The 16,794-nt window shown below is 62.3% G+C and carries 13 protein-coding genes; 6 read left to right on the forward strand and 7 right to left on the reverse strand.

Features of this window, described 5'->3' with window-relative positions; translation table 11 throughout:
- Window positions 1-21 precede the first annotated feature (21 nt).
- A complete protein-coding gene (locus DSM107133_RS13085; RefSeq protein WP_114292134.1) occupies window positions 22-2,973 on the forward strand; it encodes an ABC transporter transmembrane domain-containing protein in 2,952 nt (983 codons plus the stop codon).
- Window positions 2,974-3,234: 261 nt separating this feature from the next.
- On the opposite strand, the gene DSM107133_RS13090 is transcribed toward DSM107133_RS13085, so the two are convergent.
- On the reverse strand, window positions 3,235-3,699 hold the full coding sequence (locus tag DSM107133_RS13090) for a hypothetical protein (protein ID WP_114292133.1): 465 nt from the start codon (window positions 3,697-3,699) through the stop codon (window positions 3,235-3,237).
- Window positions 3,700-3,795: 96 nt separating this feature from the next.
- Between DSM107133_RS13090 and DSM107133_RS13095 the strand changes: the two genes are divergently transcribed.
- Window positions 3,796-4,797 carry a hypothetical protein gene (locus DSM107133_RS13095; RefSeq protein ID WP_114292132.1) on the forward strand — a complete coding sequence of 334 codons (1,002 nt, stop codon included), beginning with the start codon at window positions 3,796-3,798 and terminating at the stop codon, window positions 4,795-4,797.
- Window positions 4,798-5,422: 625 nt separating this feature from the next.
- Here the strand turns inward: DSM107133_RS13095 and DSM107133_RS13100 are convergent.
- Together DSM107133_RS13100 and DSM107133_RS13105 are read right to left on the reverse strand one after the other, a co-directional pair.
- Window positions 5,423-5,752, reverse strand: a complete 330-nt coding sequence (locus DSM107133_RS13100; RefSeq protein ID WP_162792071.1) for a hypothetical protein — start codon at window positions 5,750-5,752, stop codon at window positions 5,423-5,425.
- A gap of 121 nt (window positions 5,753-5,873) precedes the next feature.
- Window positions 5,874-6,497, reverse strand: coding sequence for a hypothetical protein (locus tag DSM107133_RS13105; RefSeq protein WP_114294256.1), 624 nt, complete (start codon window positions 6,495-6,497; stop codon window positions 5,874-5,876).
- Between the two features lie 168 nt (window positions 6,498-6,665).
- Here DSM107133_RS13105 and DSM107133_RS13110 point away from each other — a divergent pair, with 168 nt between their 5' ends.
- Window positions 6,666-7,958, forward strand: a complete 1,293-nt coding sequence (locus tag DSM107133_RS13110) for an aminotransferase class I/II-fold pyridoxal phosphate-dependent enzyme (RefSeq protein WP_114294258.1) — start codon at window positions 6,666-6,668, stop codon at window positions 7,956-7,958.
- Between the two features lie 53 nt (window positions 7,959-8,011).
- Here the strand turns inward: DSM107133_RS13110 and DSM107133_RS13115 are convergent, their stop codons facing one another.
- Window positions 8,012-8,728, reverse strand: coding sequence for an SIMPL domain-containing protein (locus DSM107133_RS13115; RefSeq protein WP_028955998.1), 717 nt, complete (start codon window positions 8,726-8,728; stop codon window positions 8,012-8,014).
- Window positions 8,729-8,914: 186 nt separating this feature from the next.
- On the opposite strand from DSM107133_RS13115, the gene DSM107133_RS13120 reads away from it, so the two are divergent.
- Window positions 8,915-11,425: a hypothetical protein gene (locus DSM107133_RS13120; protein ID WP_114294260.1), complete on the forward strand. Its 2,511-nt coding sequence runs from the start codon at window positions 8,915-8,917 to the stop codon at window positions 11,423-11,425.
- 218 nt (window positions 11,426-11,643) lie between these two features.
- Here the strand turns inward: DSM107133_RS13120 and hppD are convergent, their stop codons facing one another.
- A complete protein-coding gene (gene hppD / locus DSM107133_RS13125; RefSeq protein WP_114294267.1) occupies window positions 11,644-12,747 on the reverse strand; it encodes a 4-hydroxyphenylpyruvate dioxygenase in 1,104 nt (367 codons plus the stop codon).
- Between the two features lie 150 nt (window positions 12,748-12,897).
- Here hppD and DSM107133_RS13130 point away from each other — a divergent pair, with 150 nt between their 5' ends.
- Window positions 12,898-13,353, forward strand: coding sequence for an Lrp/AsnC family transcriptional regulator (locus tag DSM107133_RS13130; protein ID WP_028955994.1), 456 nt, complete (start codon window positions 12,898-12,900; stop codon window positions 13,351-13,353).
- A 359-nt stretch (window positions 13,354-13,712) separates the two neighbouring features.
- Here the strand turns inward: DSM107133_RS13130 and DSM107133_RS13135 are convergent, their stop codons facing one another.
- Both DSM107133_RS13135 and DSM107133_RS13140 read right to left on the reverse strand, forming a co-directional pair.
- Window positions 13,713-14,504 (reverse strand): prephenate dehydrogenase, encoded by a 792-nt coding sequence (locus DSM107133_RS13135; RefSeq protein WP_114294268.1) that lies wholly within the window; start codon window positions 14,502-14,504, stop codon window positions 13,713-13,715.
- Window positions 14,505-14,559: 55 nt separating this feature from the next.
- Entirely contained in the window at window positions 14,560-14,898 is a 339-nt protein-coding gene (locus DSM107133_RS13140) for a hypothetical protein (protein WP_205387850.1), read from the reverse strand.
- A gap of 15 nt (window positions 14,899-14,913) precedes the next feature.
- Here DSM107133_RS13140 and DSM107133_RS13145 point away from each other — a divergent pair, with 15 nt between their 5' ends.
- Complete coding sequence (locus DSM107133_RS13145) at window positions 14,914-16,773, forward strand: monovalent cation:proton antiporter-2 (CPA2) family protein (RefSeq protein ID WP_114294270.1); 1,860 nt, start codon at window positions 14,914-14,916, stop codon at window positions 16,771-16,773.
- Window positions 16,774-16,794: the final 21 nt, after the last annotated feature.

Below are 16,794 nucleotides of genomic sequence, written 5' to 3' on the forward strand. Positions count from 1 at the left end.
AAACATTCAAAACGTGATCAAATCATCCTGTTGCTGGTCACGCTGACGCTGTTTCCAATGCTTTACCTGACGCTGGAACTGCCCAAGCGGATCATCAACGATGCCATCGCCGCGCAATCGGATGTGGTTGACGTTTTTGGCATGTCTTTTTCGCAAATCCACTTCTTGTTGCTGCTGTGCGGCCTGTTCCTGCTGTCGGTCATCGGGCACGGGCTGATGAAAATGCGCATCAACACCATGAAGGGCGTGCTGTCCGAGCGCCTGCTGCGCCGCTACCGCTACGGGTTGATCGCGCGCATCCTGCGGTTTCCGCAGCCCTATTTCGAACGCACTTCGCAGGGCGAACTGGTCAGCATGGTCACATCCGAAAGCGAGCCGATGGGCGGGCTGATGGGTGACGCGCTGGCGCAGCCGGTGTTGCAGGCGGGCCAGATGCTGACGATCCTTGGCTTTCTGTTCGCCCAATCCGTCACATTTGGCATTGCGGCCTGTGCGCTGATCCCCTTGCAGGCGTGGCTGATCCCCAAGTTGCAGCGGCGCATCAACCTGCTGAACAAGAAACGCGTGGTGCAGGTGCGTGCGCTGGCCGCCGAGATCGGCGAAAGCGCCTCGGGGGCGGCAACGCTGCGGGTGAACGGCGGCTGGCGCTACCGGATGGCGATGATCACCGACCGGCTGGGGCGGCTCTACGAGATCCGTTTCGACATCTACCAGAAGAAATTCTTCATGAAGTTCCTCAACAACTTCATCACCCAGCTCACACCTTTCTTCTTCTTCTCGATCGGCGGCTATCTGGTGATTCAGGGGCAGGTCAGCCTGGGCGCACTCGTCGCGGCCCTTGCGGCCTACAAGGACCTGTCGAGCCCGTGGAAGGAACTGCTGGCCTATTACAATCAGGCGCAGGACATGCAGCTGCGCTGGGAAACCATCGCCGAGCGGTTCGCGCCAAACGGCATGATCGACGAAGACAGGTTCTACGGCCAGCCCGACAGCCTGCCGCATCTGGACGGTGACGTGGTGCTGGACGGGGTGACCGTGCGCGATGCCGATGGCAACGCGGTGCTTGAGGACATCACCGCCACCCTGCCCGCAGGACGCAGCATCGCCATCACCGCGCCCAGCGACGAGGACCGCCGCGCGCTGGCGCAGGTGCTGACCCGCGAGACCATGCCCACCAGTGGCCGCATCCGCATTGGCGATCATGCGCTGAACGATCTGCATCAGGGGGTGATTGCCGCGCGCATCGGCCATGCCACATCGCGCCCCGTGATGTTTCAGGGCAGCTTTGGCGACAACATCATGATGGCGCTGAAACACCAGCCGCACGGCAAGGGGCAAGACGCGGACTTTGCCGCAGAGGCGCTGCGGGCAGGCAACACCGATGACATGCTGGACGCGCCGTGGCTGGATCACACGCGCGCCGGTGCTGCGGATGACGACGCACTGCTGGACTGGTGGCTGGCGCTGGTGGACGGTATGGGCAGCACCGCCGCCCTGTTCCGCCGCGCCACAGAACAGCGCATTGATGCGGCAACCCAGCCCGAACTGGCACAGCGGCTGGTAGACCTTCGCGCCGAAGTGGCCGCCGCACTGGATCAGGCCGATCTGACGCGCCATGCCTATCTGTTCAGCGAGGATGCCTATAACCCCGCCCTGCCGGTGGCCGAAAACCTGCTGTTCGCCACCGCGCGCCAGCCGGTGACGCCCGCGTTTATTGCGGGGCAAACCGGATTTCTGGATCTTCTGGCCGAACTGGACCTTGACCGCGACCTGCTGGCGCTGACCCGCGACGTGATCGACCTGCTGCGCCAGATTTTCGGCATCGACGGCACCGACCATCCGCTGTTTCGCAAACTGACGCTGGCCCCCGAAACCTACGAGGCAGCCGTCGCCATCCTGTCGCGCCAGCGCGAGGGGGCCGAGCCCAGCGCCGAAGACCGGGCATTGCTGCTGACGGTGCCCTTCCAGATCACATCGGACCAGATCGGCGCGGGCTTTCCCGACGACATCAAGGACCGCGTGCTGGACATGCGCCGCCAGCATTCCGCAGCGCTTCAGGCCAGCATGGGCACGGCCTTTGCCCCGATCCGCTCGGGCGGGATTGTCGCGGGTCTGACGGTTCTGGAAAATGCCCTGTTCGGCAAGATATCGGACGGCGCCGGCTCAAAGGGCGACGAGGTGCGCGCCAAGGTGGCCGAGGTCATCCAGAACAGCGGCATGGGCCGCGAGGTCATGCGCCTGATACTGGATGTGCCGATTGCGTTGGGGGGCGCCAACCTGCCGGTCTTCTACGCCGAACCCGCCGCCGTCAGCCGCGCCGCGATCAAGCGGCCAGATGTGCTGATCCTTGAGGCGGTGCTGGCCAGTTTCGACGCCGCCACGCAGGAAAAGATGTTCGAGAACCTGCGCGCCCTGCTGCCCGACACCACACTGGTGTGCATCGCTTCCGGCTTTGAAAACGCTGATGCCTTTGACATGCAGCTAGAACTGCAAGACGGGCGCATCGTGGGCGGCGGCGGCGCGCAAACCGCCCATGAAGACAGCGCCACCAGCGCCGATCTGGCGCGCAAGGTGCAGGCGCTAGGCTCGACCGATCTGTTTTCAGGCGTGTCGCGTAAACAGTTGAGATTGCTGTCTTTTGGCGCGCGCTGGTATACCTGCCCGGCGGGCGATTATGTCTTTTACAAAAACGATCCGCCCGCCGATGGCGCCTATATGATCCTCGAGGGCGAGGCCGACCTGTGGCTGCCGCGTGCCGGTCAGGACAAGCAGCTGATTACCACCGTCGGCCCCGGCGCGCTGGTGGGAGAACTGGGCCTGATCCGCAACGAACCGCGCGCGCTGGACATGCAGGCCAAGACCGAGCTGACCTGCCTGCGCATCGGGGTCGAGGAGTTTCTGGCCGTGGTCGAAAACGACGCAACGACGGCGTTCAAGCTGCTGCAAGTGGTGGCGGGGTACGTCAGCACTTAGGAGTCTGCGGCTGTCAGGCTTGAGGTGTCCTGAGCGAGACCGTCAAAAGACGGCTATGAGGCATGAGAACCCGGCCACACAGGGCAGCGCCCGACCGCGGGTGGGCATCATAACGTCTGTGGGTGCCACTTTATTTCTCGCCTTTGGCGTGGGGATCAAAAATCCCGATACGGTGAAAAAAGCGCCCACCCGTCCGGGCGGTCGGGCGCTGCCCGGCGGCTCTTCGAGCCTTGTTTCCGGGCTTTGGTGAATATTTGCCCCCTAAGGCATCAACACCGCCTTGCGCGCCACCGAAATCGTGTCAACACTCAGATCGTCATAGGTGATCCGCACATCCAGCTGCTGCACCGATCCCCCCGGAAAGGCGCGATAGGGCAACCCGTCGCCCTCGGTGATCGCCCCCGGCGTCGGGCTGTCCACATGACAATCCGGCATCGGCCAGACCTCGTACTCGCCCCCATTTACCGCCATTTCAATCTGCACCAACCCGCAGCGCCACGCCCACAGATGCGTGACATAGACCAGATCCTGCCCGTCATAATCGCGCACCGCCACCCAGTTGCCCTTGGTCGCGGTCAGGATCGGCTTGACCTCGAGCGCGGTCAGGAACTTGCCGGTGGCCACCTGTTCCTCGGCCACCAGCGCCGACGCGGGGGCCGCGACCATTGGCGCATCGCTGCCGCCGCCCGACCCCAGCGCAATCAACGCCACAAGAATATCCAACATCGCAAAACCCTTTCTTAAATCTCGCCTTTTGCCGTTGACACAACCGCTCTATAGTTGTCGCAAAAGACAACCGCAGGTATCGGGGCAGATACAAGTATGGCACGCAAACCGGCCAAAAAACAGGACTTCAACGTGGTTGTGGTCGGCCAATCCGGGCGGCTAGGTTACGAGGCGATCCTGTTTGCAGCGTCCTTGCGCCATCATTCCCCCGACTTTCAGGGCCGCCTGCTGGTCGCTGAACCCCAACCCGGCCCCCTGTGGCCCAACGATCCGCGTCTGAAACCGGACGTGCGCGCCACGCTGGAACAGTTGGGGGCCGAGATTGTGCCCTTTCACAACGCGCATTTCGGCGCGGCCTACCCCTATGGCAACAAGATCGAGATGCTGTCGGCCCTGCCCGAAGGCGAACCTTTCGTGTTCTTCGACACCGACACGCTGATCACCGGCGACCTGACAACCGTGCCGTTCGATTTCGACCGCCCCTCTGCATCGCTGCGGCGCGAAGGATCCTGGCCCAAGCCCGAGCTGTACGGCCCCGGCTACGCGGGCCTGTGGAAATCGCTTTATGACAAGTTCGGGCTGGATTTCGAAAGCAGCCTCGATCTGTCCGAGCCGGACGAATACTGGGCGCGCTACCTGTATTTCAACGCGGGCTATTTCTTTTACAAATGCCCCCGCGTCTTTGGCGACCGCTTCCGCGACTATGCGCTGGCGATCCGCGATGACACGCCGGTTGAACTGTGCTGTCAGGCGCTGGACCCCTGGCTGGACCAGATTGCGCTGCCGCTGGTGATCCACAGTCTTGGCGGCGGGCGTGATACGCTGCCACCCGGCCTGCTGGACGGGTCGGTCAGCTGTCACTACCGGCTGCTGCCGCTGCTTTATGCCCGCGAGGCCGCCCATGTGATTGCCACGCTGGAAGAGGTTGCCGCCCCCAACAAGATCAAGAAGGTGCTGAAAGGGTCCGAGGCGATCAAACGCATGATCTATCAGGGGCGCGGCGAAAAGGTGCGTGCGCTGTTCGATCAGAACAACCTGCCCCGCCGCGAACAGGCGATCCGCAACCGGATCAAATCCGAAGGGTTCTGGATGCGCTGAGCCACCGCGCGCTGTGCTCACGCGACCTTAACCCGTCGGCGGCATCCTTGGCCCCGTTGCAACACCCGCCGGTTCGGGCCATCAACCCGACCGGCATCCCATAGGACCAGAGGCGCGCAGGCCGCGTCATATCTGAACGGTTCAGACATGCAGGGATAAAATCCTGTCTCACACTCCGATCTGGCGGCGCCGCCTTTTTTAACGGGCTTTCCATGATCCATATGAACAGAGATGAAAAACTGCCCCGGAGGCTTCGGGCGCAGCCATTCCGCATGCGTGCATGTGACCCAGAGCAGCCTTTGGGCGCGGTGTGGGTCAAGGTTTGGTTGGCGGGACGAAGCGGACGTCCACCAAAGCCCGGAGTCAAGGTGCGTAGCACCGCCGGGCAGCGCCCGACCGCCCGTCGCACCAAAGGTGCGCCATCTACAGTCGGCACGCCTCTGGCGTGACGGGCGGGCGCTGCCCTCTGTGGCAAGGTCACTATGGCCTCGAAGCCGACCTTCGCCGCTTCTACACACAACATCGGCATAGGGGCCAGAGGTCATGGTCCGCTATGCGGACTTAGTTAGATTTTGCCGCATATGCTTGAACGTCCGTTCATCGTGATTCAAACGCTTCAGGAGATTTAATCGGTCTCACCAAAACGGCCATGCAAGAGCAGTCTCGATAAAGCCCATAATATGGCTAGAACACAAAAAAACTGCATAGCGAATTTGACTGTCAAGTGCGTCCAGAACACAAACGCGCTGACATTTACCCACTCCTCCTGTTGCTCCCGCAGCATTACTAGATGGAGAGTACCCTCGATTTTCGTGTTGACGACGACACCCCCAATCCAAAAATGGGCGATAATGCTGATGGCAAACAGCGTCCAGAAACCTATTGCCAAGCCACGTCCCACGGTTGGTCCTTCTATCGACAATGAGAGATCTTCTAAAAACCGATATTCGAACACAACGCGGCATCTGTCAATTTGGCCTCAAACCGGACCCTCGCTGCACTCTGCGCGAAGGTCCGGTTTTTCATTTCAAGCCAGCCAACATCCTGAAGGCCAACGTTGCCAGACGCGCACTGCCTCAGGCGGGTTTGTCCAGCAGCGTATAGGTCGAGATCAGGGCATCCTGCACTTGCGCACGGGCGATCTTGCCGCCCTCATTGCGCTTGCTGCGCGCGCCGACCGCTTTCTTGATCACGCGGCCAATCTGCTGGTTCAGCGACACGCGGGCGCGCGACGCGGCGCGGCTGCCTGCCTGTGCGCCGCCACTGCTGGCCAGCTCGTACTGCGCGGCGAAACCGTCATCCTTGGCGATGTCCTGCACGACCTTCAGGATGAAATGGTCCTCGAACTTGCCGGCGGCATCCATCGCCTTGGCGCGCGCGACGACTTCGCTGATGACATGGCGTTTGGCGGCCAGACGCTGGCCCAGCGCATCATCTGCCGGTGCGGACTGGATCACATGGGTTTCCACCATCTGCTGCATGTAGTGGGTCAGGTTCATGCCTGCCGACTTGGCCTGCGCATCCATGTACTGGCGCACGGCGGGTTCCAAGGTAAAGGTGACGGTGCTGGCCTTGGCCAGTTTCTCAAGCCGTCTGGCCCGGCGCGCAACACGGTCCGTCGCAGGTCCTGCGGTCTCTGTGTCGTCTGCTGCCGCAACCTTGGCTTTTGCATTCCGGGTGATTTTTTCAACTTTGCCCATTTCGGGTCTCCTGCGTGAAAACATACTTGTTATGTATGCTGGAATCAGCCTCATGTCAACATACATGTGATGTATGCGCCCAAATGGGAACCCTGAACAAACGCCCGTTGAGTGCACCCGAAATACAGCCTACACCTTCTCCTAGCATTTCCAGAGGAGGAGAGTTTCATGACAGACGCACCCGCACACGGCTTTGACACGCTGCAAATCCACGCAGGCGCCCGCCCCGATCCGGCCACCGGCGCGCGGCAGACGCCGATCTACCAGACCACGGCCTATGTGTTCCGCGATGCCGACCACGCGGCGGCGCTGTTCAACCTGCAAGAAGTCGGGTTCATCTATTCGCGTCTGACCAACCCCACCGTCGCGGTGCTGCAAGAACGCATCGCCACGCTTGAGGGCGGTGTCGGCGCGGTGTGCTGTTCGTCGGGTCACGCGGCACAAATCATGGCGCTGTTCCCGCTGATGATGCCGGGCAACAACGTGGTGGTGTCCACGCGCCTCTATGGCGGCACGGTCACCCAGTTCACCCACACCATCAAACGCTTCGGCTGGAACGCGAAATTCGTCGACTTTGACGATCTGGACGCGGTCAAGGCGGCCTGCGACGACCAGACCCGCGCCGTGTTCTGCGAGGCCATCGCCAACCCCGGCGGCTATATCACCGATCTGGACGCCATCAGCGCGATTGCCGACGAAGCAGGCGTGCCGCTGATCGTCGACAACACCTCGGCCACGCCCTACCTGTGCCGCCCCATCGAACATGGCGCCACGCTGGTGGTGCATTCCACCACCAAATACCTGACCGGCAACGGCACCGTCACCGGTGGCTGCATCGTCGACAGCGGCAAATTCGACTGGTCGGCCTCGGACAAGTTCCCCTCGCTCAGCGCGCCCGAGCCTGCCTATCACGGGCTGAAGTTCCACGAGACATTCGGCGCGCTGGCCTTCACCTTCCACGGCATCGCCATCGGCCTGCGCGATCTGGGCATGACCATGAACCCGCAAGCCGCGCACTATACGCTGATGGGCACCGAAACCCTGTCGCTGCGCATGGACCGCCACGTTGAAAACGCGATGAAAATCGCCGAATGGCTGGAGAACGATCCGCGCATTGATTACGTGACCTATGCGGGCCTGAAATCGTCGCCCTACAACAAACGGGTCGAAAAGATCTGCCCGCGCGGCGCGGGTGGCCTGTTCACCTTCGCGGTCAAGGGCGGCTACGAGGCTTGCGTGAAGCTGGTCAACAGCCTGGAGATTTTCAGCCATGTCGCCAACCTGGGCGACACGCGGTCGCTGATCATCCATTCGGCCTCGACCACCCACCGCCAGTTGACCGAGGAACAGCAGGTCGCAGCCGGGGCCGCGCCCGAAGTGGTGCGCGTGTCCATCGGCACCGAAAACGCCGAGGACCTGATTGCCGATCTGGATCAGGCGCTGGCCAAGGCCACCGCATAAAAAAACGGGCGGGGGTTTACGCCCCCGCCCGCCATCATCACATTGCGTTGAAATTACTGCGCAATATCGAAAATCACCGACACTTGCGCGTCTACCGTCACCTCGCCCGAGGCGACCGGTGCACCGCCGTCCATGCTGCGCGACATTTCCATCATCTTGGGGCGGCCACCGTTGTTATAGGCGGTGATGCGACGGACCGGGCCCAGCTCGACCCCCGCAGCGGCAGCCAGTTGCGCCGCCTGCTCCATCGCGTCCTGCACCGCACGCTCGCGCGCCTGCGCTTCCAGCGGCTCGGGGGACTGCACGTCAAAGCGCAGGCCGGACATCTGGTTCGCCCCGTCTTGCAGCACAAGATCAATCAAACCGCCCAAGGCGTCCAGATCACGCACCCGCACGTTCAGCATCGACGTGGCGACAAACTCGACCGGCTTGTCCGCAGCCTCGCCGTTGTTCATGTCGCGCGGTTGCATGTTCTGGTCGGCATAAACCGTCAGCTGGCTGGTCTGCACATCAGAGGATTCGATGCCCTGCTCGGTCAACCGCTGCAGGATGGCGTCCATGTTTTCGTTCACGGCCTTCACCGCATCCTGTGCCTGCGGTGCGCGGTGCATCACGCCCAAAGAGATCACGGCCATATCGGGAGCCACGGCAACTTCGCCCTGCCCTTGTACCTCGATCTGTGGGGGCATCATATTGCCCGCGTCCTGCGCCAGTGCGCCACCTGTCATTGCCGCCAGTGCCAGCGCGCTGGCCATCATCATATTGCGCATGTCTCGTGTTCCTCATTCGTTAACAACGGGGGCGTTGGATCGCCCTACAGCCCCAAGATGTGTGGTCCTCCGCGCATTGACCAGAGGCATCGGGTCTTTTCCTTTTCATGGGCCGCAGGCTGTTCTATTCTGCGTCAAACGTCCGGCAGTGTGTTCTGGTTCCGGTTTGAATGGTAAGGGCATGATATGAAGCCAAATTTTGCGCTAAGCCTGTCTTTTGACGGGATCCGCCTGCTGCACCGTGCAGCGGGAGGCTGGCGCGTGGTCGGCGAAGTCTCGCTTGCCGCCGAAGACATGGCCGCCGAACTGGCCGCGTTGCGCAAGACCGCCTCGGATCTTGAGCCGCGCGGCGTGCGCAGCAAGCTGGTCATTCCCAACGAGCAAATCCGCTATCTGACCGTCGACAGCGGTGATGTGGATGACGACGGGCGCTGGGCCGCCGCCTTTAGCGCGCTTGAGGGTGCAACCCCCTATGCGGTGGACGAGCTGAGTGTCGACATCTGCGCAGACGGTGCGCAAACCCATGTGGCTGCCGTGGCCCGCGAAACGCTGGACGAGGCCGAGGCTTTTGCAATGTTGCACAGGTTTCAGCCGGTCAGCTTTGTGGCCGCCCCCGAGGACGCCGGATTTTTGGGAGAGCCGTTTCTGGGCGTGACCAGTCATGCTGCCGACCTGCTGGAACCCGGCGACAGCGTCACACCCGACGGCATAGCCGTGGTGGTGATCGGTGACATCAAGACACCGGACGGGCCCGTTGTCACCGAGGTCCCTGCCGAGGCCGATGTGACTCCCACCGTTGCCGAAACCGAGGCCGCAGCGCAGGATCCCACCGGGAACGCACCGGCCGGGACTGTCAAAACGCCCGCGCCCGATGAAACCCCGGAGCCGGAACCGACGGAAGAGGTCCAAGCGTTTGAAAAGGCGAACATAACCGATCCCGCTCTGCCCGAAACATCCCAACCTGAACAGGCCGAGACTTCCCAATCGGATCGTCCCGAGACAACCAAATCTGATCGTCCCGATCAAGCCGCGACACCAGACGTTGCGGCCCCCGCAACCTTTGGCTTTGCCAGCCGCCGTACCGCGCCCGCCGCAGCCCCCGTGCTGGGTGGTGCCAACCGCGCAGACACGCCGCCGCCAACTGTCGCTGCCAAAACGCCGTTGGTCGCCCCCCGAAGCTCCGCGCCGTCCACACAAGAGACCGACGCCACCGCCCCAGTCGCCCCCGAAGCCAAAGGCGCGGTAGCGGCCCGCGTGCCGGACGAAATCGCGGCGACCACCACCAAGGCCGGCATCACCGGCTTTATGAGCCGTCGCCGCAAACCCAAGCGCAGCAATCCCGCAACAACGCCCGGCGTGGCCCCCCAAACCGCGCACCCCATCACCGATCCGCCTGCGGATGAAGAACAGCGCATGACGGTCTTTGGCGCGCGCAGCAAAACCCCTGCAAGGGCGGGTGGCAAGCCGCGCTATCTGGGGCTGGTCCTGACCGCTGCCTTGCTGGTGTTTCTGGCCGGCGTGGCGGCGTGGGCGTCGATCTTTGTCGACGAGGGGCTGGCCCGGTTTTTTGGCCGCAGCGAGGACCCCGTGGTCGTCGAGGCCCCGCCCGAGGCCGTGCCCGAGGTTGTACCCGAAGCCGACCCCGAACAGATCGAAGACAATGTCGAGGTGGCCAGCCTGGACCCCGCGCTGAGCGACGAAGACGCCGCCGTGCTGGACGCCATGCGCGACCGCCAACCCGAGACGGTTGCCGAAGAAGACCCCGAACGCGAACGTCAGGCCGCCGAGGCGCGCTATGCGGTCACCGGCATCTGGCCGCTGGCCCCCGATGTGCCCGAACCCGCCCAGATCGTTCCGCTGGAAGAACTCTATGTTGCCTCGATCGACCCGGTCAGCCCCGCGCGCGACGCTGTGGCACTGCCCGATCCTGCCGCGCTTGATACCGATATGGCTTTGGTCGCCCTGCCCTCCCCCGCCGCTGCGGGCACCAGCTTTGCGCTGGACGGCGAAGGCCGCGTGATCCCCACCGAAGACGGAGCCGTGACCCCGAACGGCGTGACCCTGTACAAGGGCCGCCCTGCGGTCGTGCCGCCGACCACGCCCACGCGCTTTGCCGAAGCGCCCGAAGTCAATCCCGCGCTTGAGCGCCTGGCCCGCATCCGCCCGCGCCCGCGCCCGGGCGATCTGATCGAAAACACCGAACGTGCCAATCTGGGCGGCCTGACCCGCAACGAGCTGGGCGAGGTCCGCCCGAAACTGCGCCCCGCGGTCACCAAGATCGAAGAGGAAAAAGACGAGGTGCCGACGGCGCAAGCCGCCACCGTGTCGTTCCGCCCCACGGTGCGCCCGCGCAATTTCGACCGCATCGTCAGCACCGCCCGCACCGCCGATCCCGCGCCGACCCAGACCGCCGCCAGCGCCCCCGTGGCCCCTGTTACCGTGGCGCCCAGAATCCCGTCAAAAACCAGCGTCGCGCGCGAGGCGACGGTGAAAAACGCCATCAACCTGCGCAAGGTCAACCTGATCGGCGTCTACGGCAAGCCGTCATCGCGCCGCGCCTTGGTGCGCCTGTCGAACGGGCGCTATCAAAAGGTGCAGGTCGGTGACCGCATCGACGGCGGCCGCGTGTCCGCCATTGGCGACAGCGAATTGCGCTATCAAAAGGGCAGTCGCAGCATTGTGCTGAAGATGCCGTAGGAGTGCCATTTACCCCCTTGTTAACAGGCCGCATTATTGGCCGAAACGTCCGGCATGTCTGCCCCGGAACCGACCTTGGGCGCGGTATGGGTCATGGTCCGCAGGGCGGGGTCTTGCTGCCTGTCGCAACGGCCAAAGCCATCTGACGCCTGCCACAAGTCAAACGCAAAAAAAGGCGGCCCCGCAGGACCGCCCTTTCTCCTCCCCGAACCAAATCCTCAGTTCGCCTCGGCCCCATCCAGCTCGCCATTGGCGATCTGCTCGGCCTCGATGCTTTCGAACAGCGCCTTGAAGTTGCCCTCGCCAAAGCCGTCATCCCCCTTGCGCTGGATGAACTCGAAAAAGATCGGCCCGATCACGGTTTTCGAGAAGATCTGCAACAGGATGCGGGTTTCGCCTCCGTCTACGACACCTTCGCCGTCGATCAGGATGCCGTGTTTCTTCATGCGTTCAATCGGCTCGTCATGGTCGACCACACGGGTTTTGGACAGGTCGTAATAGGTGTCGGGCGGGCCGGGCATGAACTTTACGCCCTTCTCGGCAATCGCGTCGGTGCTGTCATAGATGTCGTCCGACCCGACGGCGATGTGCTGGATGCCCTCGCCCTTGTACTTCTTCAGATAGGCCACGATCTGCCCCGTCTCGCCCCGGTCTTCGTTGATCGGAATGCGGATGCGCCCACAGGGCGATGTCAGCGCGCGGCTCAGCAGGCCGGTGAACTTGCCCTCGATGTCAAAGAACCGGATTTCGCGGAAGTTGAACAGGTTGCCGTAGAAGTTGAACCACGTGTCCATATTGCCCTTGTGGACGTTGTGGGTCAGGTGATCGAGGTAAAAGAACCCGACGCCGCGCGGTTTGGACTGCTCCAGCCATTCGAATTCCGCGTTATAGGGCGAGGTTTCGTAATACTGGTCGACGAAATAGATCAGCGAATCGCCGATGCCGTAGATCGCAGGCACGTCCATGACCTTGCCGCCGCCCTCATAGGGTTTCGCGCCCTTGGACACCGCATGATCAAACGCCTTTTGCGCATCCACCACGCGCCAGCCCATCGACGGCGCGCAGGGGCCGTGCTCGGCGACGAACTTCGCCGCATAGCTGTCGGCGTCAGCGTTCAGCACATAGGTGATATCGCCCTGCTGCCACAACTCGACATCCTGCGTCTTGTGTTTGGCCACCTTCACATAGCCCATGCGCGCGAACAGATCGCGCAGCTCTTGCGGCTCGGGGCTGGCAAACTCGACAAATTCGAACCCGTCGGTGCCGGCGGGGTTCTCTGCGGTGATCTTGGATTTCGGTGCGTCATGCGGGAACGGACCCATGGGACAGCCTTCCTGAATATGTGGTGAACAACTCTTGGGATTGAGAATAGGCCGTTGCCCTTGCGTTTTCTGCGCATAATCGGTCATGGCACTGGTCAAATTCGCGCGTTTCACGCATCTTTGGTGAAATGGATACGGAAAACACGCACCATGCTGGATGATCTCGACACGCGCCTTCTGGAAGCCCTGCAAAAGAATGCCCAAGCCACCGCACAGGAACTGGCCGACACGCTGCACCTGTCCCCCAGCCAGATCGGCCGCCGCCGCCAGCGGCTCGAGGCGGCAGGCTATATCGAAGGGTACACCGCGCGGCTGAACCCCGCCAAGCTGGGGCTGAACGTGCAGGGGTTCGTGCAGGTGCATCTGGGCACCCACGGGCCGGACCATTCCGCGGCCTTTGCCCGCCTAGTGCGCAGTCGCCCCGAGATCACCAGCGCGTGGACCATGACGGGCGACGCCGACTACCTGCTGCGCGTGTTCTGCGCCGACCTGCCCGCGCTGAACGCGCTGATCCACGAGGTGCTGCTGCCGCATCCGGCGGTGGCGCGGGTCCACAGCCAGATCGTGATGGATCAACTGAAACGCGACGGCCCCCTGCCGACCTAGACCAACGTCGGAGCCGGAGCGGCCATTCAAAATGCCGACGCTGGTCAGCGTATGGCGGACGGAGCGGACGTCCACCAAAGCCCGGAAACAAGGCACGCAGTGCCGCCGGCAGCGCCCGACCGCCCCATGGGCGGGCGCTGCCTCACCGGCTAGCACCTCTTCACCCACACGCCAAAGATTAGAAATAAAGTGGCTCCCACAAACGTTCAGATGCCCACCCGCGGTCGGGCGCTGCCCTCAGTGGCAAGGTCACTCTGGCCTCAAAGCGGACTTTTGCCGCTCCCGCAAACATGATCGGTGCCGAACCTGACAGCCAACGGCAGCTATGCGGGACTTTGCTGCCGTTGGATGCTGCTCCATCAACGTCCGGTCTTGTTACGTGGCCGTGTCCCGAAGGTTGTGTCGAGTTCGACATTCAAACTGGCCGCCAAGCCAAAAAACCGTCGCCGCACGGTCTCGGCGTAGGGATTGGCCTTTTCAATCGCTTCGAAAACTTCCGGCGCATCATGCTGAACCATGGAAATCGCCTCGGATAGCAAATCAAAGCTCTTCGTTGTCATGCGTGTTGGCAGCGGCCCCATTCTCAGCAGCACTTTGGCGATAAGATGTGTAAGCCCTTGAACAACTGCTGCTTCCCGGTCGTGATCTTCCGGTGTCGTCATGATGACTGTCAGACCCAGAACTTTGCGCAAGAACGCAGCCACCCTCGCATGTCGCCCTCCCTGAATGGGGCACACCGCAATTTTCAGACCCTCAATACCTGTCGCCGCACTTTGAGGACCGAACAGGGGGTGAGACGCCACGATGTCCACATTGTCCGGTAGGACCCGCTGCATGATCTCCGAGGGGACAACTTTGACCGAGCCAACATCGACAATCAGTGCGCCCGGTTTGCAGGCAACAGCGATCTCGCTGACAACCTGCTCGAATGAAGACACTGGTGCGGCAATGAGGATCACGTCAGCCTGCGAGACCGAGTGCAATGGTGCCAGACGCACGCCGAACTGCTTTGCGATCTCTGCAACGTTCGGTGACGGATCGTAGGCCGATATTTCGAAATGCTGGCCGAGGTGAAGGGATGCAAGTTGTCCGAATGCACCAAACCCCACGATGCCGAGCGACGTGTTTTCACTTCTGCTGTTTTTGTTCATTTCTCGACCTTTGAATTTGCCGCCCGGCACAAGGTCGATTTCGTTTTGACCGCTGTCAGGGGCAGCGGAAAACCAATGATGATTTGCCCGCAGCTATGGAAGCTGGGGATAATAGTTTTGCGATGCGAAGAACGATTTCATCATGATGTCTGCGGTAAGGCACACAAGACAGCAGAGTCAACAATGTTTCTGCGTAGCGGTCATTGGTTATGGCGCCGCATTGCGTAGGGATGGCCTCAAACCCGACCTGCGCTGCAATCCCCACCAACCTGCGGTCTTCCACTTCGGCCCCGTTGATGACGTAAAGATCAAAACCATCTGACGTACACCAGAACCGCAGCCAATGCCGTTGTCCTTGGCCGCAATCCCCGCCACTATGGGCGCAACCCAGCATCAGGAGCCCGCGCCCATGGAAGGCTTTCTTTACCAAGCCTCGATCTATCTGCTTGCCGCCGTCATCGCCGTGCCGATTGCCGCCCGACTGGGGCTGGGCTCGGTGCTGGGCTATCTGACGGCAGGCATATTGATCGGCCCCGTGCTGGGCCTTGTGGGATCGGAAACCGAAAGCCTGCAACACTTTGCCGAGTTTGGCGTGGTGATGATGCTGTTCCTGATCGGTCTGGAACTGGAACCGCGCGCGCTGTGGGACATGCGGCACAAGCTGCTGGGGCTGGGCGGCTTGCAGGTCACCCTGTCCACGCTGGTGCTGATGGGCGTGGCGATGGCCTATGACCAGCCGTGGGGCGTCGCACTGGCCATCGGCCTGACCCTGTCGCTGTCCTCCACCGCCATCGTGCTGCAAACCCTGTCGGAAAAGGGGCTGATGCAAACCAACGGCGGGCGCTCGGTGTTTTCGGTGCTGCTGACGCAGGATATCGCGGTGATCCCGATCCTGGCGTTTTTGCCGTTGATTGCCGTCACCCTGCCGATGAAGCTGTCCGAGAACGGCGCAATTGTGATGACCGCCGACGACCACCATACCATGAGCCTGGTCGAAGGCCTGCCCGCCTGGGGCGTCACATTGGTGACCATCGCCGCCATCGCAGCGGTGATCTTTGCGGGCATCTTCCTTACCCGTCCGGTGTTCCGCTTTATCCATTCGGCCCGCCTGCGTGAAATGTACACGGCGCTGGCCCTGCTGATCGTGGTGGGCATTTCGTTCCTGATGATGCTGGTGGGCCTGTCGCCCGCGCTGGGGGCCTTCCTTGCCGGTGTGGTTCTGGCCAGCTCGGAATTCCGTCACGAGCTGGAAACCGACCTTGAGCCGTTCAAGGGGCTGCTGCTGGGCCTGTTCTTCATCACCGTCGGCTCGGGCATCAACTTTCCGCTGCTGTTCGGAAACGCGCCCGCCATCCTGTCGATGGCGCTGCTGGTGATCCTGCTCAAGGGCGCGATCCTGATGGTGCTGGCCATTGTGTTCCGCATCAAGGGCCGCGACCGCTGGCTGTTTGCCCTGTCGCTGGCACAGGCGGGCGAATTCGGCTTTGTGCTGGTCAGCTTTTCCGTGGGCCAGGGCATCCTGCCCACCGGCATTGCGGAAATCCTGTTGCTGGTGATCGCGCTGTCGATGTTGATCACGCCGCTGCTGTTCATTCTGTACGAAGTCATCAGCCGCCGCATGTCCGATGGCAGCGTCCAGCACGAACCCGACGAGATCGACGAGGAAGGCCCGGTAATCATCGCAGGCATCGGCCGTTTCGGACAGATCGTCAACCGTCTGGTGCGGGGCTCGGGCTTTGCCACGGTGGTGCTGGATCACGACATGGAAACCATCCAGCTGATGCGCCGCTTTGGCGTCAAAGGGTTTCTGGGGGATCCGACCCGCCCCGACATTCTGACCGCCGCCGGGATCAAGAACGCCCGCGTGCTGGTTGTCGCGCTGGACGACCCCGAGGCCGCGATCAAGCTGACCACCTATGCCCGCAAAATCCGCCCCGACCTGCACATCGTCGCGCGCGCCTATGACCGCACACACACCTACCGACTGTATCAGGCGGGTGCCAATGACATCGTGCGTGAAATGTTCGACAGCTCGCTGCGCGCGGGCCGCTATGTGCTGGAAAACGTGGGGCTTTCGGAATACGAGGCCGCCGAAGCGGAACGCGTGTTCTACCACCACGACCGCGACACCGTGCGGCAACTGGCGGCGCTGTGGAAACCCGGCATGAAAATCGACCAGAACAAGGAATATGTCGAGCGCGCCAAGGAACTGCAACGCGACCTTGAAACCGCGCTGCTGTCCCGCGAGACCGAACAGAAACGCGCCTGACCTCCCGTTCTTTTGGCCCGA

It is taken from the genome of Pseudosulfitobacter sp. DSM 107133 (assembly GCF_022788695.1).
Taxonomy (GTDB): domain Bacteria; phylum Pseudomonadota; class Alphaproteobacteria; order Rhodobacterales; family Rhodobacteraceae; genus Pseudosulfitobacter.